Below are 15,600 nucleotides of genomic sequence, written 5' to 3'. Positions count from 1 at the left end.
TGATTGTTAAGGAGAATTAATTTTATTGGCTGAAGGATTTACCCTTTCAGAAAGGTATGCGGCAGCAATACACTCTATTGACCACCTTCTTGGCGCATGCGAGTCTGGATTCAGCAGTCCATCGCACTAGTTGGTAACACAGCCTCTGCAGGTCATTTGTTAAAGCAGAAAACTGCTCTTTACAGACACTTTAAGCGTCAGGGCCTGTGTTCCGTGAAACATGGAGTTTTTTATTGCGCCTCAAGGCATCAACGCTGACGCGCTCGTTTATCTTCCACCTGACTCGCATTCGGAGCATTTATCTTGAAATTTGAAGGTATTTATACGCCAGCAGTAACTCCTTATAACTCGGACGGGGAGATTGACTGGAATGTGTACTCGCAAGTTTTGGAGTCGCTGATTGAGGCGAAGGTGCACGGCATTATTATCGGCGGGTCGACCGGCGAGTATTATGCGCAGACCTTTGAAGAACGCACCGAGTTGGCGGCCTACGCCAAAGATGTGATCGGCACTCGGGTGCAACTAATCGTCAGTACCGGGGCGATTCGTACCGAAGATGCGGTTCAGTACGCCAAGGATGCCAAATCGATCAAAGCGGACGCCATTCTTGTTACGTCCCCGCCTTACGCGTTGCCAACCTCACAGGAAAACGCGATTCACGCGCTCACTATCGATCGCGCAGCGGACTTGCCGATCATGCTTTACAACTATCCGGGGCGCATGTGCGTTTCGATGGATGAAGAGTATTTCACGCGTGTCAGCCAATCGAAAAACGTTGTCGCCATCAAGGAAAGTTCCGGCGACATGGGCCAGGTGCATAGGCTGGCCCGGCAGTTCCCCAACATCGCCTTGTCCTGCGGATGGGACGACCAGGCCCTCGAGTTTTTTGCCTGGGGCGCTCGCAGTTGGGTGTGCGCAGGTTCCAACTTCCTGCCCAAGGAACACGTTGCGCTTTATGAAGCCTGCGTGATCGAAAAGAACTTCGACAAAGGCCGTCAAATAATGTCAGCGATGATGCCGCTGATGAATGCTTTGGACGGCGGCAAGTTCGTGCAGTCGATCAAGTACGGCTGCGAAATTGCCGGATTGAACGTCGGTAACGTGCGCCTGCCATTGCAGCCACTTGAAGCGGACGAAAAGCAGAGTTTCGCGTCGGTCATTACTGAACTCAAACGTAACGTAGCCAACATTTCTTCGGGAGCCAGCCATGGGTGATCTTCTGAGCAAGGCCGATTATGCCGCTCTGGCCAAAGACATTTCGTTGCCATCCAAGGCGTTCATCAATGGCGCGTTTAAACCCGCGATCTCTGGCAAAACCTTCGCCACGAATAATCCGGCGACGGGGGAGTTTCTGACTGACGTCGCTGCGTGTTCGTCCGAAGATGTGGACTTCGCGGTGAGCAATGCCAAGGAGGCCTTTGAGGATGGACGCTGGAGATCTATTTCTCCTCGGGAGCGCAAAGCGGTTCTGTTGAAGTTTGCAAACCTGCTTGAAAGCCATCAATACGAACTGGCCGTCCTCGAAAGCCTCGATAGCGGCAAACCGGTCAGTGAATGTCAGTTGGTCGACATCCCGGACACCATCCACACGATCCGCTGGCACGCAGAACTGATTGACAAGATTTATGACAACACAGCACCGGTTGGCAGCGACGCGCTGACTATGGTGGTGCGGGAGCCGATCGGCGTGGTGGGCTGCGTATTGCCCTGGAACTTTCCACTGCTGATGCTGGCCTGGAAAATCGGCCCGGCGCTCGCTGCGGGCTGCTCGGTCATCGTCAAACCTGCTGAACAAACCTCGCTGACCACGTTGCGTGTCGCTCAGCTGGCGTTTGAAGCCGGTATACCCGCTGGTGTACTCAACATTGTGACCGGCACGGGCAAAGACGTCGGTGAGCCCATTGGTTTGCACAACGATGTCGACATGGTGAGCTTCACGGGCTCCACCGCGACCGGCCGCCGCTTCCTGCATTACGCCGCCGATTCGAACCTGAAACGCATCGTCCTTGAGTGCGGCGGAAAAAATCCGGCCGTGGTGATGGACGATGCCCAAGACCTGGATCTCGTCGCTCAGCATGTCGTCAACGGCGCGTTCTGGAACATGGGCGAAAACTGCTCCGCGACTTCACGTCTGATCGTCCATGCGTCGGTTAAAGACGAACTGCTGGAGCGCATGGGCGCCTACATCCGCGAATGGAAGATGGGTGACCCACTCGATCCGCAGAACCGCGTAGGGTCGCTGGTCAGCCCAGAGCATTTCGCAAAAGTGAAGTCGTACCTTGAGCACGCCACCGCCGGAAAGCTTCAAGTTGTTTACGGTGGCGCGACCAAAGACGGTGCCTTCGTAGAACCGACGGTGATAGACGGCGTGGATCGGAATAGCCGGTTGTTCCAGGAAGAGATCTTCGGCCCGATTCTTTCAGTCACCACGTTCAACACGATCTCCGAAGCCATTGCCCTGGCCAATGACACGGTGTACGGCTTGGCGGCCTCGGTTTACACCGCCAGCTTGCGCCGGGCGATCAAGTTGTCGCGGGAAATTCGTGCCGGCATCGTCACCGTCAACTGCTTTGGCGAGGGTGACGCATCGACACCATTCGGTGGCTACAAGGAGTCAGGCTTCGGTGGTCGGGACAAATCCATTTTCGCCCATGACCAGTACACCGAAATCAAAACCATCTGGATCGATGTGTCTGATCGGTCGGACGAAGAGACCGAAAAATGAGCAGCCATACCATCAAGCGCCTGCCGGTAGACACCGGGGTTTCAGGTTGGGAGGCGATTTCCGCACGCACTGCGCCTGTCCGCATGCTTGATGGAAACGTGACGGCGGATTGGCTGATTATCGGTGCCGGTTTTGCCGGCCTGTCCGCCGCTCGCAGACTTTCACAGTTACACCCGGGTGACAGCATTGTTGTGGTCGATGCTCATGAAGTCGCCAAGGGGCCTGCGGGCAGAAACTCTGGTTTCATGATCGATGTGCCGCACAGTCTGTCGTCCGGGGAATATTCCGTGGCGAGTGAGTCTGCAACGGCCCTGGAAATCACGCAAAATCGTTTTGCGATTGCATTTGCCGCTGAAGCTGCGCGGGAGTACGGCATGTCCGCCGACACCTTCGACCCTTCAGGGAAGATCAACGCGGCCGCCACTGAGCGGGGATTGAAGCTGAACGTCAATTACGCTCAATCCCTTGAGCGCATTGGCGAAAAGTTCGAGATGTTTGATGCCGCGCAAATGCGCGAAATCACCGGGTCCGCCTACTACCACGGGGGGATCTACACGCCCGGCGCAGTGATGATTCAACCCGCGCAATACATTAGAGACCTGGCAGCAGGGCTCGACGGGAAAATCACGCTGTTCGAGCGCTCTCCGATTATTGAGTTGACCAAGCAGGGAAGCGGTTGGAGCGCTCGATCTCATAACGGTACGGTGCACGCACCCAAGGTCATCCTGGGAGTTAACGGGCACATTGAAGACTTTGGCCATTATCAAGGACGCTTGCTGCACGTCTTCACTTACGCGTCCATGACGGCGGCGTACAGTGATGATGAATTCAGGAAAGAGGTGCCGGGCAAAGCCAAGTGGGCCTTACTGCCAGCGGATCCAATGGGCGCGACCGTTCGCAAGATCTCTTCAGACGGTCTCTCGCGAATTGTCATTCGGACAAAGTTCACCTATGACCCGAGTATCCAGGTCACTCCAGAGCGGGTAGCTGCGGTGGCTAAGGAGCAGCGACATTCCCTGGATGCGCGCTTTCCCGAATTGAAATCCACGGCGCTGGAATTCAGTTGGGCCGGCCGCCTGTGCTTAAGTCGTAACAGCGCCGCTGCATTTGGCGAGATTGAAGAAAACCTGTACTCGGCTTGCTGCGAAAATGGACTGGGTACTGTGAAAAGCACCCTGGCAGGTGTGATGGTTGCGGAATTGGCATCGGGTACGCGTTCGGAGTTTCTCGATAGCTTCAGTCACGCGCCAGGCCCCAGCAAGCTACCCCCCAAGATAATAACGAAACTGGGCGTCAGTTCGGTTATTCGCTGGCATGAGTTTTGGGCCGGGCGAGAAGGTTAACAAATTTAAGTTGTCGGCTTTTCCAATAAAGGACGTTTAACAAGTCACTAATAAGAACGGAATAATCCATGAGAAATATCTGGAAGGCATCCTGCAAAGGGGAAGGGCATGACCGAAGTGCAATTGAAGAGCGACCGAACAAGAAATACTGCGCCCACTGTTGCCGCTAATCCTGGGGTCGCGAAGCCCCAATTCGGGATCTTTCTATGCTTGCTTTCAATGCTTATCTTTGCGAGCCAGGACGGAATAACCAAGGTGCTTGTCAAAGACTTCCCGGTTGCCCAACTGGTCATGATGCGCTATTGGGTGTTTGTCGTTTTTGCCCTCGGCTATGCCGCCTGCCACGGTAGGGCAAAAGCGTCGTTTCGCAGTAAGCACCCCTGGCTGCAAATCATTCGAGCGTTGCTGGCTGTGGGTGAAACCGTACTGTTTGCAGTGGGGCTACGATATTTGGGCCTGGCCGAAATGCATGCACTCTATGCCGTATTTCCGCTGATGACACTGGCATTGGCGGGATCGGTGCTTGGGGAGTTCATAGGGCTGCGGCGCTGGGTTGCTGCGGCGATAGGGTTCACCGGCACACTGATCATTCTCCGACCAGGCGCGGGCGTCTTTGAACTCGCGGCGCTGATCCCCCTGCTGGCTGCTTTGGCGTTCGCGGTGTTCAACGTACTGACGCGCCGGATTAGCCAACACGACTCCTTTGCTACGAACATGCTCTACATGGCAAGTGTGGGTGCCCTGACGGTCACATTTGCGGGGCTGCCTGCATGGGTGACTCCGACTCCAGTCCAGGGCCTCTTGATGGGGATCCTGGCATTGACCGGAGTAGTCGCACAGATTCTCTTCATTCAAGCACTGAAATACGCGACCGCTTCTTCTCTGCAGCCGTTCAACTATGCGCTTCTGGTGTTCGCCACGTTGATTGGTGTGATCGTGTTTGCCGAGCGCCCGGACACCTGGGTGGTTGTCGGTGCAGCGTTGGTGATTATTGGGGGGCTGTATGCGATTAAGGCAAAGGCGTGAACGTACCTGAGTGTATGAAGTAATCAATGCGTGGTTGGTTTTCAGGGCGAGACACGGCGATAAAAAAGGGCAGCTCAAAGCTGCCCTTTCCCCAACCTACTCCTTAGGCCGCGCTAAACAGCTTGTGCGGATCCATGACAAATTTCTTCGGCACTCCGGCATCGAACTCGTGGTAACCGCGCGGCGCGTCGTCCAGGCTGATCACCTGCACGCCGACGACCTCGGCAATGTGAATGCGGTCCCACATGATCGCCTGCATCAGCTGGCGGTTGTACTTCATCGTCGGGGTCTGGCCGGTGTGAAAGCTGTGGGACTTGGCCCAGCCGAGGCCGAAACGGATGTTCAGGCTGCCATGCTTGGCGGCTTTGTTGACCGCACCCGGGTCTTCGGTGACATACAGACCGGGGATACCGATATTGCCGGCGACGCGCACCACGCCCATCAGCGCGTTGAGCACTTCGGCCGGGGCCTCGTGCTGTGCGCCGTCATGGCCGTGGCCACGGGCTTCGAAGCCGACCGCATCGACCGCACAATCGACTTCCGGCTCACCGAGCAGGTCGGCGATTTGCTCGTGCAGTGGAGTGTCCTTGGTCAGGTCGGCGATCTCAAAGCCCTGAGCCTTGGCATGCGCCAGACGCAGCGGATTGACGTCGCCGACGATCACTACCGCCGCACCCAGCAGACGGGCGGAGGCGGCGGCAGCCAGTCCGACCGGACCGGCGCCGGCGATATACACCGTGCTGCCAGGGCCGACACCGGCGGTCACCGCGCCGTGGTAGCCGGTCGGCAGGATATCGGAGAGGCAGGTCAGGTCGCGGATTTTCTCCATTGCCTTGTCGCGGTCGGGCAGCTTCAGCAGGTTGAAGTCGGCATACGGCACCAGCACGTATTCGGCCTGGCCGCCAACCCAGTCGCCCATGTCCACATAGCCATAGGCACCGCCGGGGCGCGCCGGGTTGACCGTCAGGCAGACTCCGGTGTGCTGCTCCTTGCAACTGCGACAACGGCCGCAGGCGACATTGAACGGCACCGAGACCAAGTCACCGATTTGCACGTTTTCAACGTCGCGGCCCTTCTCGATCACCTCACCAGTAATTTCATGGCCAAGCACCAGCCCGACCTGAGCCGTGGTCCGGCCACGCACCATATGCTGGTCGGAGCCGCAGATATTGGTCGAGACCACGCGCAGGATCACGCCATGGTCAATGCGCTTGCCGCGCGGGTCTTGCATTTTCGGATAGGGGATGGTCTGCACCTCGACCTTGCCTGCGCCGAGATACACGACACCACGATTACCAGACATGATTTCACCTCGCTTTTGTTGTTGTGAGAACACGGCCCTTGTACTAGGAAGGGTCGCGTGGCCTTACAGTGCGGCGGTATATGTCTTGCGTTTGCGCGTGAATGCAGATGGGTTGGAAGTCACCTTCCAACGACGCGTGATTAGCCGTCATCATATCGATCCTACGCCTGGTATCAGTACCCGGCGAGAGCATTTAGCACCCAATCACCACCAGTTTCAGGACTCTCAACTGTGCATACGCGAACTCTCGCGGCATCGTCAGTTCCGACCGAGTTGGGCGAATTCGATCAAAACGGCAGTGGCAGTTTCGCCGTGCGCCCCCCATCCACCACAAGCACTTGCCCGGTGATAAAGGCCGATGATTCGGAGGCCAGGAAAACGACTGTCCCGCCAACATCCGCCGGCAATCCGGTACGCCCGACCGGATGAAGGCGCAGGAGTGCCTGGCGCGCCGCACGCGGATCAGTTTGAGCGGCGAGGTACGCATCACTCAACTCGGAATTGATCCACCCTGGAGCAATGGCATTGCAGCGGATCCCGTCCCGGCCGAGATCGATTGCCAAGGCTCGGGTCAGCCCATGGATGCCGGCCTTGGAGGCACAGTACGCGGCATGTTCAGGGTTGGCGCCTATCCCTTCGATCGACCCGATATTGATAATGCTGCCGCCGCCTCGCAGACGCATCTGTGGCACCAACGCCTTGCACAAGAATGCTGGCGCCCGCAGATTGACTGCCATCATGCGATCCCAGTCCTGCTCGGTCATATCATCAATGGATTTCTCGAACATGAACCCGGCGTTGTTAACCAGGACATCGATTCCGCCAAGCTGCTCCTGGGCGAACTGGGCAATCAAATTGGGTGACTCCATCGAGGCGAGATCAGCTTCGACGAAATAGACTTGAGGGTGATTTTGCAAGTCGGCGTCCAGTGCCTGACGCTGAGCGATCAACACAGAAGCTCCCGCCTCAAGCAATTGTTCGGTGATGCCTCGGCCAATCCCTCTGCCGCCCCCGGTCACCACTACATTCTTACCATTGAGCATCGCTACCTCTCCTTAGCCGGATACCGGCTTAGCGCCTGTGACTTCCACCGTTTCACCGGCGATGTACCTGGCCTCGTCGGACGCCAGAAATGCGATGACATCCGCAATGTCTTCAGGCTCGGCGATACGGCCTAATGGCACGCTTTTGTTCAGTTCTTGCACGGCCTTATCCGGATCCAGGCCACGACGCTCAAAGCCGCTGCGTATCATTGGGGTATTGATTTCGTGCGGGCACACGGCGTTGACGCGGATGCCCAAAGGGGCGCAATCGCGGCCCAGGTTCTTGGTTAACGCCGCGACGGCCCCTTTGCTTGTGCAATACGCCACGTGGGCGGGGCCGGGATAAATGCCCCAGACAGATGATGTGTTGACGATTGCGGCGCCCGGGCGATTTTTCATGTGCGGTATCGCGGCACGGCAAATGAAGAACACCGCATTCAGGTTTACGCCCATGGCGTCGAACCACATGTCGTCAGTGGTTTCCTCAATCGTGCCGCGGGGAATGATGCCCGCATTGTTCAATACGATGTCGATCCCCGAAAAAACATCGATAGCCGTTTGGACAATCGCTTCGCAATATTCTTTTCGGCGTAAATCGCCTGCCACGTAGTGCACTTCGGCTCCCAGATCACGGACTTTTGCGGAAATTGATTTGCAACCGGCTTCATCAAGATCAGACAAAACAAGCTTTGCGCCTTCTCGGGCGAACAATAATGCTAACGCCTGTCCGACACCGCCGGCAGCGCCGGTAATGACCACCACTTTATTATTGAATTTCATAGGGCAACCTGCCTGAAGTTTTTGGCGCAGCCATTATTTGGTTTCAATGGATCGCAGCGTCCAACAACTTTTTTACTGGGCCAAAGGATGACGTGGCGTTATCCAAAAAATCGCGCGCGCAACATCCTCTTGGCATGGCGAACATATGTCTAAAAAATGTACGCCGATGTACATGCCGTGTACGCCACAGATTCTGGGGTGTACAGTGACGAGGAATTTTCAAAGAAAGGTCAACCCGAATGTCACAGACAGGAAGGGCGAAAACCAAAGCGCAGGACGCAGGTTGGCGAGGCTCCGTCGATGGTTGGCTGGATGCCGCCTACGATGCTCTTAAAGAGTCGGGTGTGGATGCTGTGCGGGTGATGCCGCTGGCCAAGCGTTTGAATTTGTCTCGTACCAGCTTCTACTGGTTCTATGAAGATCGGGAACAGCTGCTAGCGGCGCTCCTGGCTCGATGGCGGGACAAGAACACCGGCGGTATGGTCAGCCAATGTGAGAGTTATGCAGAAAGTATTTCCGAAGCGATTCTCAACGTCTTCGAGTGCTGGCTGAACCCTGAGCTGTTCGACTCGCAGTTTGAATTTGCCGTGCGCAGTTGGGCGCTGCAATCGGACGAGGTCAAAGCTGAAATCGCTTTAGCCGATGAAGCGCGGATGAATGCCCTGGCCGCGATGTTCCGACGGTTTGGTTACGACGTCGAGGGGGCTGACGTTCGGGCCAGGACGATCTACCTCACACAGATCGGCTACATCTCCATGAAAACTGATGAAGATATTGTCGTGCGATTTCGACGGATTCCTCAGTACGTGAGCGTGTTTACCGGCAAAGTACCGAAGAGGCGCGAGCTGGACCGCTTTTATGGAAAGTTCGGCTACGCAGAAAAAGAGCCCGGTGTTTTCGTTCCCTTGGTCGATACATTCGAGGAGTCTCCTGCCGATGGAGAATAGAACCCTGGGCATCATTGGGGGCACCGGCTGGCTCGGGCGCGCAATCGCGCAGGCGCTCCTTGAAAGCGGCTTCATCAAGCCTGACCATTTGTTGATCTCGAACCGCTCCGGCGTCAGTACTTTCGAGCCAGGCGTGAGGCTGCTGGCCGACAACCAGCAGTTAGTGGATCTCAGCGATATTGTCGTGCTGTCCATCCGGCCGGAGCAGTTTCGCGAACTGCGGATCAACGCCCGCGGCAAGGTAGTGATTTCTCTGATGGCCGGAGTTCCGGCGGCAGCCATCAGCGCGGCAACCGGTGCGGATGTAATCGTGCGGGCCATGCCGAATGCGGCCGTGGAAATCAGGCAGTCGTTCACGCCCTGGTACTGTGCCGGAAACCTTGTTGAGCGCGACCGCCAGTGGGTGCAGCGACTGTTCGAGTGCGTAGGTTCGGCGGACGAAGTGCCTGAGGAAGACTGTATTGATTATCTCAGTGCATTGTCCGGGACTGGGCCGGCCTTCCCGGCGATGTTGCAAATGGCGCTGACTAATCAGGCGGTGGCTGCAGGAATTCCCCTAGCCATCGCGCAGCGCGCTGCACAAGGCGTGGTGGTGGGGGGCGGCCAGATGCTAGCCAGCCGCGATCCGCGGCAAATGATTGAGTCGTTGATGGCTTACCGTGGCGTGACGGCGGCAGCACTGCAGTCGATGGCCGATCAGAACATCGAGTCCATTGTGGGGGCGGCGGTAAAGGCCGGCGCTGAAGTTGCGCGTCGGGGAATGTAGCCAGGGCAGGGGATAGACAGTGAAGGCCCGCTGAAGGGCCTTCACTGTAGAAAGCGTCAACCGATTGCGATTATTCGGCCTTGAAGCAATAGACAGCCAGTTTGTTGCCATCAAGGTCCCGAGCGTAAGCGGCATAGGCATTTTCAGCCCAGCTACGCGAACCCGGTTGGCCTTCACAGGTGCCACCGGCAGCGAGTGCGGTTTCGTGGAATGCATGTACTGCAGCGCGATTCGGCGCTTCGAAGCTCACAGTCACGCCATTGCCAACGTTGGCAGGATTGCCATTGGCGGGTTTTAGCACGAAGAACGACGGTTTATCCACGCCCCAAATGGAGCCGGATTCATCAAGGTCGGCAACACGGTTAAGACCAATTTCTTTGAGAACACCATCATAGAAGGTCCGTGCTTTGGCAAGGTCATTGGTACCGACAGTGACATGGGTAAAAACAGACATTTTGATTTCCTTTGGGTTGTGATGCGGGTGTGAGCGCTGGCCGGTATCACGGCAGTGCCTTGGTCAAAAATGAATGACGGTGCGGATGCTTTGCCCTGCATGCATCAATTCGAAAGCCTTGTTGATGTCTGAAAGGCCAAGGTTGTGAGTGATGAAGGTTTCCAGCGGAATTTCGCCGGTGCTCGCTTTCTCGACGTAGCTGGGAAGCTCCGTGCGGCCCTTGACTCCACCAAACGCGCTGCCACGCCAGACGCGCCCGGTTACCAGTTGAAAAGGGCGGGTACTGATTTCCTGGCCCGCACCGGCAACACCGATAATGATCGATTCACCCCAGCCCTTGTGGCAGCACTCCAGAGCAGCTCGCATCAATTTGACGTTGCCGACACATTCAAACGAATAGTCCACGCCACCGTCGGTGAGCTCGACAATCACGTCCTGGATGGGCTTGTCATAGTCCATGGGGTTTATGAAGTCGGTCGCGCCGAGCGATAGGGCGACGTCCCGCTTGGCCGGGTTGATATCAATGGCGATGACTCGCCCGGCGTTGGCCATTTTCGCGCCGATGATGGCCGCCAGCCCGATCCCGCCGAGCCCGAATATCGCAACGCTTGCCCCGGCCTCGACCTTGGCAGTGTTGAGTACGGCACCTATGCCTGTGGTCACGCCACAGCCCAGCAGGCACACCTGCTCTAGAGGCGCATCCTTGGGGATTTTGGCCAGGGAGATCTCCGGCAATACCGTGTACTCGGAGAAAGTCGAGCAGCCCATGTAGTGGAACACTGGCTGGCCCTGAAAGGAGAAACGCGATGTTCCGTCAGGCATCAGGCCCTTGCCCTGCGTCACTCTGACTGCCTGGCACAAGTTGGTCTTGCCCGACAGACAGAATTTGCATTGTCGGCACTCGGCCGTGTACAGCGGAATCACATGGTCGCCGACCGACAATGACGTAACGCCTTCGCCGATCGACTCGACGATCCCACCGCCCTCATGACCCAACACGGCAGGAAAGATCCCCTCGGGATCGTCGCCCGACAGGGTAAACGCATCCGTGTGGCAGACACCGGTTGCCACGATTCGTACCCTCACTTCGCCAGCCTTGGGTGGTGCGACATCGATGTCCACCAGCTGCAACGGCTGTCCTGGGCCAAAAGCGACTGCCGCCTTCGATTTAATGGTCACTGCTGACATGGTTTCCCTCTTGTTCATGGCGAGCCTCCGTTCCAACAGGAATGGAGGTTCGGATTCAGATTTCTTTCACCAGGCGCAACGCGTCGTAGATGGCCGCGTGGGTGTTGCGAGCAGACACGGCGTCGCCGATCCGGAACAGCTGGAAACGTCCTTCGGGATTGGTGACGATGTTCTGTGCCGTGCCGGCTATCAGGTCATGCTGCTCTACCGCGCCGCCATTGGTGGAGAGAGGACGCAGGTCGAAGTACAAGTCGTCCAGAGGAAGAGTGCCGTGGTTGACGACCACCTGATCGACCACGCGCTGCTTGTGGACCTGCCCGTAATCGCTGCCAAAGGTTGCAACGAGCCCGTCATCACGTTTTTCCACTGTGTCGACCCGATAGGTGACGGTGAAGGTGACGTCCAGGTCCTGCAGGCTGCGCATGTAGGGCACCAGGTTCATGGCCATGACTTCAGGTGCAAACGAGCGGTCAGGGGTCACGATTTCTACTTTCGCGCCGCTATTGGCGATGACTTCGGCTGCCTGTAGAGCAGCATGATCCCCGGCATCGTCGAAGATCAGTACGTTGCGACCGGGCTTGATGTCACCGGAAATGATGTCCCAGGTTGAAACCACGAGTTCGTTGCCTTTGCGGAGCACCTCGGTATCCGGTAGACCGCCGGTCGCGACGATGACCACGTCAGGCTCGAAGGCTTGCACGGCGTCGGCTTCGGCCCAGGTGTTGAAATGAAACTTCACCCCCAGTCGTTCGCATTGCGCCATGCGCCAATCAATGATGCTGATCATCTCGCGACGACGCTCGCTCAATGCCGTCAGACGAATCTGCCCGCCAGGTTGGTCAGCCGCCTCAAGTACCGTTACATCATGGCCGCGCTCACCGGCGACCCGCGCCGCTTCCAGCCCGGCAGGGCCCGTACCGACCACCAGCACCTTGCGCTTGACCGCGGCTTTGGGAATGTCATGAGGCATAGTGGTTTCCCGCCCCGTCGCTGCGTTGTGGATACAGTAGGCCGCGCCACCCTGATAGATGCGATCCAGACAATAGTTGGCGCCGACGCACGGGCGAATATCTTCTTCGCGCTTCTCGATGATTTTGCGCACGATGTGCGGATCGGTCATGTGCGCGCGGGTCATGCCCACCATGTCCACTTTGCCCGAAGCGATCGCGTAGCGCGCCGTGGCAACATCGGGAATCTTCGCCGCGTGGAAGGTCGGGAAGCCTGTTGCCGAACGGATCTCGCCAGCGAAGTCGAGGTGGGGTGAGTTGCGCATACCCTGAATCGGGATGACATCGGTCAGGCCGGCGTCCGTATCGATGTGGCCGCGTACCACGTTCAGGAAATCGACCAGTCCGCTGTCCTTGAGCATGTGGGATATCTGCATGCCCTCGCTGGCATTGAAGCCACCGGGCAGTTCTTCATCACCGGTGTAGCGAACCCCGAGCAGAAAGTCTTCGCCGACCCGTTGGCGGATGCCACGCAGGATGTCGAAGGTAAAGCGCATGCGGTTTTCCAGCGAGCCGCCATAAGGGCCGTCGAGGTCATTGGTCAACGGCGACCAGAACTGGTCCATCAAATGCCCGTAAGCCTGAAGCTCCAGACCATCGAGACCTGCCGCCTTCATGCGCTCCGCCGCGTCTACATAGTCCTTGATGATCCGCTCGATGTCCCATTCTTCCATTTTCTTCGGGAAGGAGCGGTGTGAAGCCTCGCGACGGTGTGACGGCGACACCACCGGCAACCAGTCGGCCTTGTCCCAGCGGGTGCGGCGGCCCAGGTGAGTCAACTGGATCATCACTGCCGCACCGTGTTCGTGGCATTCATCGGTCAGGTCCTTCAACCATCCGACCACTTCATCCTTGTAGGCGAGCACATTGTTGAATACCGGCGGGCTGTCTCGGGAGACGGCTGCGGAACCGGCAGTCATGGTCAGGGCGACACCGGCCTTTGCGCGCTCCACGTGGTAGGCGCGATAGAGATCCTTGGGCATGCCATCCACAGGGTAGGCCGGTTCATGGGAGGTGGTCATGATCCGGTTTCTGAGGGTCAGATTCTTGATTTTATAGGGTTGCAGCAAGGGATCGCTGGACATCGTGGTGCGCTCCAAAGTGGGCTTCATCAGGCTTGGTGACTTGAAATTAGGATAAATGTACACCTGTGTCAATGGTTGGTGACACAAGTGTACATTTTGCTTGCGCAACAAAAAATCCAGGATTAACATCCGTCAAAACAAGGACTGAACTGGCTCATCCACGCCTGTCATCCATTGCATCGATTGATGAGTGCCCGAGGAAATTATGAAAGTGCTCGTAGCGGTAAAACGCGCCATCGACCCGAACGTGAAAGTTCGTGTTAAAGGTGATGGTTCAGGCGTCGACCTGAATGGCGTAAAAATGGCCTTGAATCCTTTCTGCGAGATCGCAGTGGAAGAAGCTATTCGCCTTAAGGAAAAAGGCGTGGTTTGCGAGGTGGTGGTCGTTTCAGTTGGCACTTCTGCTGCGCAAGAACAATTACGCACGGCATTAGCGCTTGGCGCAGATCGAGCACTCCTGGTTGAAACGAACGCGATGCTCGAGCCGCTCAACGTGGCCAAATACCTAAGCCAAGTGATCGATACCGAAAAGCCGCAATTGATCCTTTTTGGTAAACAGGCTATCGACCAGGAGAACAACCAGACCGGGCAGATGGTTGCGCAATTAATAGGTAGTGGTCAGGCCACCTTTGCCTCAGCCATCAGCTATGCCGATGGTCGATGGGTTGTTGAGCGTGAAGTCGATGGTGGCAGCCAGGTTGTGGCCCTTACGGCACCCGCAGTTGTTACCTGTGATCTGCGCCTTAATGAACCGCGCTATGCCTCGTTGCCGAACATCATGAAAGCCAAGAAAAAACCTCTTGAGGTGATTGCCGCTGATGACTTGGGCGCGAACGTGAGGGAGCACACCCGGCTGCTCAAGGTGACGCCACCTCCAGTGCGAAAAGCAGGTATCAACGTCAGTTCGGTATCTGAACTGGTGGAAAAACTGAGAAACGTGGCGGGGTTAGTTTGATGCGCACATTGGTTATAGCCGAGCACACAGGTAGTCAACTCACGGCAGGCACGTTGAGTGCAATTACTGCTGCTATCGATCTGGGCTTCGAAACGGATTTGCTTGTGATGGGGGGGGCGGAGGCATCAGACGTTGCGGAACAGGCCGCGCTTACCAAGGGCCTGCATCGAGTGCTGCTCGCGCAGGATGAGATGTTCGAGAAGACGCTGGCCGAAAATGTCCAGCCACTGATCACTTCGCTAGTGGGCGACACTTATACCCATGTAATGGCCGATGCGAGCAGCATGGGTCGCAATGTGTTGCCACGGGTAGCGGCCAGCCTGGATGTCGGAATGCTTTCGGACGTCATCAAAATTGTGTCGGCAGACACTTTCGAGCGACCCATTTATGCGGGTAATGCGATCGCCACCGTTCAGTCCATCGATTCAGTCAAGTTGTTGACCCTCCGTGCCTCGGCTTTTGCCCAAGCCTCGTCCCATCAGGATCGCTGCGAAGTCATGGCCGTTAATGGGGGGCGCAGTGCAAGCACTGTCAGCTTTGTAAGCGAACAGCTGACGGTGAGCGAAAGGCCTGACCTGTCGAGTGCTCGTGTCGTCGTTTCCGGTGGTCGCGGGATGCAGAGCAAAGCGAATTTTGCATTGATCGAACGTGTTGCAGACAAGCTCGGTGGCGCCGTAGGTGCATCACGCGCTGCAGTGGACGCAGGTTTTGCCCCCAACGACTTGCAAGTCGGGCAGACGGGGAAAATAGTGGCACCGGATCTCTACATCGCCGCAGGTATCAGTGGCGCCATTCAACACCTGGCCGGTATGAGTGGATCAAAGGTAATCGTCGCGATCAACCAGGACGCTGAGGCGCCGATCGCCCAAGTTGCAGATTACATGTTGGTTGCGGATTTGTTTGAGGCATTACCGGCGCTCGAACAGGCATTGTGAGTGAGTTGATAATGATTCCATGGCAGAACAATGTGCGAAATTT

14 protein-coding genes are annotated in these 15,600 nt (G+C 56.9%); 8 read left to right on the top strand and 6 right to left on the bottom strand.

The genetic code is table 11. The features are described from left to right. Positions 1 to 303 precede the first annotated feature (303 nt). The 4 genes from KGB03_RS11430 (at position 304) to KGB03_RS11415 (ending at position 5,094) form a co-directional block, all read left to right on the top strand. Positions 304 to 1,215 carry a dihydrodipicolinate synthase family protein gene (locus KGB03_RS11430; RefSeq protein WP_223527104.1) on the top strand — a complete coding sequence of 304 codons (912 nt, stop codon included), beginning with the start codon at positions 304 to 306 and terminating at the stop codon, positions 1,213 to 1,215. Next, a complete protein-coding gene (locus KGB03_RS11425) occupies positions 1,208 to 2,725 on the top strand; it encodes an aldehyde dehydrogenase (protein WP_223527103.1) in 1,518 nt (505 codons plus the stop codon). The genes KGB03_RS11430 and KGB03_RS11425 overlap by 8 nt, the downstream gene beginning before the upstream one ends. After that, complete coding sequence (locus KGB03_RS11420) at positions 2,722 to 4,068, top strand: NAD(P)/FAD-dependent oxidoreductase (protein WP_223527102.1); 1,347 nt, start codon at positions 2,722 to 2,724, stop codon at positions 4,066 to 4,068. The genes KGB03_RS11425 and KGB03_RS11420 overlap by 4 nt, the downstream gene beginning before the upstream one ends. 108 nt (positions 4,069 to 4,176) lie before the next feature. Continuing rightward, positions 4,177 to 5,094, top strand: a complete 918-nt coding sequence (locus tag KGB03_RS11415; protein ID WP_223527101.1) for a DMT family transporter — start codon at positions 4,177 to 4,179, stop codon at positions 5,092 to 5,094. A gap of 103 nt (positions 5,095 to 5,197) precedes the next feature. On the opposite strand, the gene fdhA is transcribed toward KGB03_RS11415, so the two are convergent. From fdhA to KGB03_RS11400, 3 genes are all read right to left on the bottom strand, one after another. Then, on the bottom strand, positions 5,198 to 6,397 hold the full coding sequence (fdhA, locus tag KGB03_RS11410) for a formaldehyde dehydrogenase, glutathione-independent (protein ID WP_102614267.1): 1,200 nt from the start codon (positions 6,395 to 6,397) through the stop codon (positions 5,198 to 5,200). A gap of 287 nt (positions 6,398 to 6,684) precedes the next feature. Further along, positions 6,685 to 7,440, bottom strand: coding sequence for an SDR family NAD(P)-dependent oxidoreductase (locus tag KGB03_RS11405; RefSeq protein WP_192407896.1), 756 nt, complete (start codon positions 7,438 to 7,440; stop codon positions 6,685 to 6,687). 12 nt (positions 7,441 to 7,452) lie between these two features. Beyond that, positions 7,453 to 8,220 carry an SDR family NAD(P)-dependent oxidoreductase gene (locus tag KGB03_RS11400; RefSeq protein ID WP_218537172.1) on the bottom strand — a complete coding sequence of 256 codons (768 nt, stop codon included), beginning with the start codon at positions 8,218 to 8,220 and terminating at the stop codon, positions 7,453 to 7,455. 239 nt (positions 8,221 to 8,459) lie between these two features. Between KGB03_RS11400 and KGB03_RS11395 the strand changes: the two genes are divergently transcribed. Together KGB03_RS11395 and KGB03_RS11390 are read left to right on the top strand one after the other, a co-directional pair. Continuing rightward, entirely contained in the window at positions 8,460 to 9,167 is a 708-nt protein-coding gene (locus KGB03_RS11395) for a TetR/AcrR family transcriptional regulator (RefSeq protein WP_033061698.1), read from the top strand. Continuing rightward, positions 9,157 to 9,933: a pyrroline-5-carboxylate reductase family protein gene (locus KGB03_RS11390; protein WP_218537171.1), complete on the top strand. Its 777-nt coding sequence runs from the start codon at positions 9,157 to 9,159 to the stop codon at positions 9,931 to 9,933. The genes KGB03_RS11395 and KGB03_RS11390 overlap by 11 nt, the downstream gene beginning before the upstream one ends. 70 nt (positions 9,934 to 10,003) lie before the next feature. Here KGB03_RS11390 and KGB03_RS11385 read toward each other — a convergent pair whose 3' ends face one another. The 3 genes from KGB03_RS11385 to KGB03_RS11375 form a co-directional block, all read right to left on the bottom strand. After that, entirely contained in the window at positions 10,004 to 10,387 is a 384-nt protein-coding gene (locus KGB03_RS11385; RefSeq protein WP_223527100.1) for a VOC family protein, read from the bottom strand. Positions 10,388 to 10,450: 63 nt separating this feature from the next. Next, positions 10,451 to 11,575 carry an S-(hydroxymethyl)glutathione dehydrogenase/class III alcohol dehydrogenase gene (locus KGB03_RS11380; protein WP_223527126.1) on the bottom strand — a complete coding sequence of 375 codons (1,125 nt, stop codon included), beginning with the start codon at positions 11,573 to 11,575 and terminating at the stop codon, positions 10,451 to 10,453. A gap of 55 nt (positions 11,576 to 11,630) precedes the next feature. Then, positions 11,631 to 13,667: an NADH:flavin oxidoreductase gene (locus tag KGB03_RS11375; RefSeq protein ID WP_218537169.1), complete on the bottom strand. Its 2,037-nt coding sequence runs from the start codon at positions 13,665 to 13,667 to the stop codon at positions 11,631 to 11,633. A gap of 205 nt (positions 13,668 to 13,872) precedes the next feature. Between KGB03_RS11375 and KGB03_RS11370 the strand changes: the two genes are divergently transcribed. Together KGB03_RS11370 and KGB03_RS11365 are read left to right on the top strand one after the other, a co-directional pair. Beyond that, positions 13,873 to 14,622 (top strand): electron transfer flavoprotein subunit beta/FixA family protein, encoded by a 750-nt coding sequence (locus KGB03_RS11370; protein WP_223527099.1) that lies wholly within the window; start codon positions 13,873 to 13,875, stop codon positions 14,620 to 14,622. Continuing rightward, positions 14,622 to 15,557 carry an electron transfer flavoprotein subunit alpha/FixB family protein gene (locus tag KGB03_RS11365; protein ID WP_218537168.1) on the top strand — a complete coding sequence of 312 codons (936 nt, stop codon included), beginning with the start codon at positions 14,622 to 14,624 and terminating at the stop codon, positions 15,555 to 15,557. The genes KGB03_RS11370 and KGB03_RS11365 overlap by 1 nt, the downstream gene beginning before the upstream one ends. Positions 15,558 to 15,600 lie beyond the last annotated feature (43 nt).

It is taken from the genome of Pseudomonas sp. BF-B-26 (assembly GCF_019956495.1).
Taxonomy (GTDB): domain Bacteria; phylum Pseudomonadota; class Gammaproteobacteria; order Pseudomonadales; family Pseudomonadaceae; genus Aquipseudomonas.
The sequence above is the reverse complement of the archived record's forward strand: the minus strand, read 5'-3'. Positions and strand labels throughout refer to the sequence as shown.

Bases quoted from the DNA above. Each gene is read 5' to 3' on its own strand.
- KGB03_RS11400 (WP_218537172.1), bottom strand. From the start codon at position 8,220: ATGAAATTCAATAATAAAGTGGTGGTCATTACCGGCGCTGCCGGCGGT.
- KGB03_RS11415 (WP_223527101.1), top strand. From the start codon at position 4,177: ATGACCGAAGTGCAATTGAAGAGCGACCGAACAAGAAATACTGCGCCC.
- KGB03_RS11375 (WP_218537169.1), bottom strand. From the start codon at position 13,667: ATGTCCAGCGATCCCTTGCTGCAACCCTATAAAATCAAGAATCTGACC.
- KGB03_RS11365 (WP_218537168.1), top strand. From the start codon at position 14,622: ATGCGCACATTGGTTATAGCCGAGCACACAGGTAGTCAACTCACGGCA.
- fdhA (WP_102614267.1), bottom strand. From the start codon at position 6,397: ATGTCTGGTAATCGTGGTGTCGTGTATCTCGGCGCAGGCAAGGTCGAG.
- KGB03_RS11370 (WP_223527099.1), top strand. From the start codon at position 13,873: ATGAAAGTGCTCGTAGCGGTAAAACGCGCCATCGACCCGAACGTGAAA.
- KGB03_RS11420 (WP_223527102.1), top strand. From the start codon at position 2,722: ATGAGCAGCCATACCATCAAGCGCCTGCCGGTAGACACCGGGGTTTCA.
- KGB03_RS11385 (WP_223527100.1), bottom strand. From the start codon at position 10,387: ATGTCTGTTTTTACCCATGTCACTGTCGGTACCAATGACCTTGCCAAA.
- KGB03_RS11405 (WP_192407896.1), bottom strand. From the start codon at position 7,440: ATGCTCAATGGTAAGAATGTAGTGGTGACCGGGGGCGGCAGAGGGATT.
- KGB03_RS11425 (WP_223527103.1), top strand. From the start codon at position 1,208: ATGGGTGATCTTCTGAGCAAGGCCGATTATGCCGCTCTGGCCAAAGAC.
- KGB03_RS11390 (WP_218537171.1), top strand. From the start codon at position 9,157: ATGGAGAATAGAACCCTGGGCATCATTGGGGGCACCGGCTGGCTCGGG.
- KGB03_RS11395 (WP_033061698.1), top strand. From the start codon at position 8,460: ATGTCACAGACAGGAAGGGCGAAAACCAAAGCGCAGGACGCAGGTTGG.
- KGB03_RS11380 (WP_223527126.1), bottom strand. From the start codon at position 11,575: ATGTCAGCAGTGACCATTAAATCGAAGGCGGCAGTCGCTTTTGGCCCA.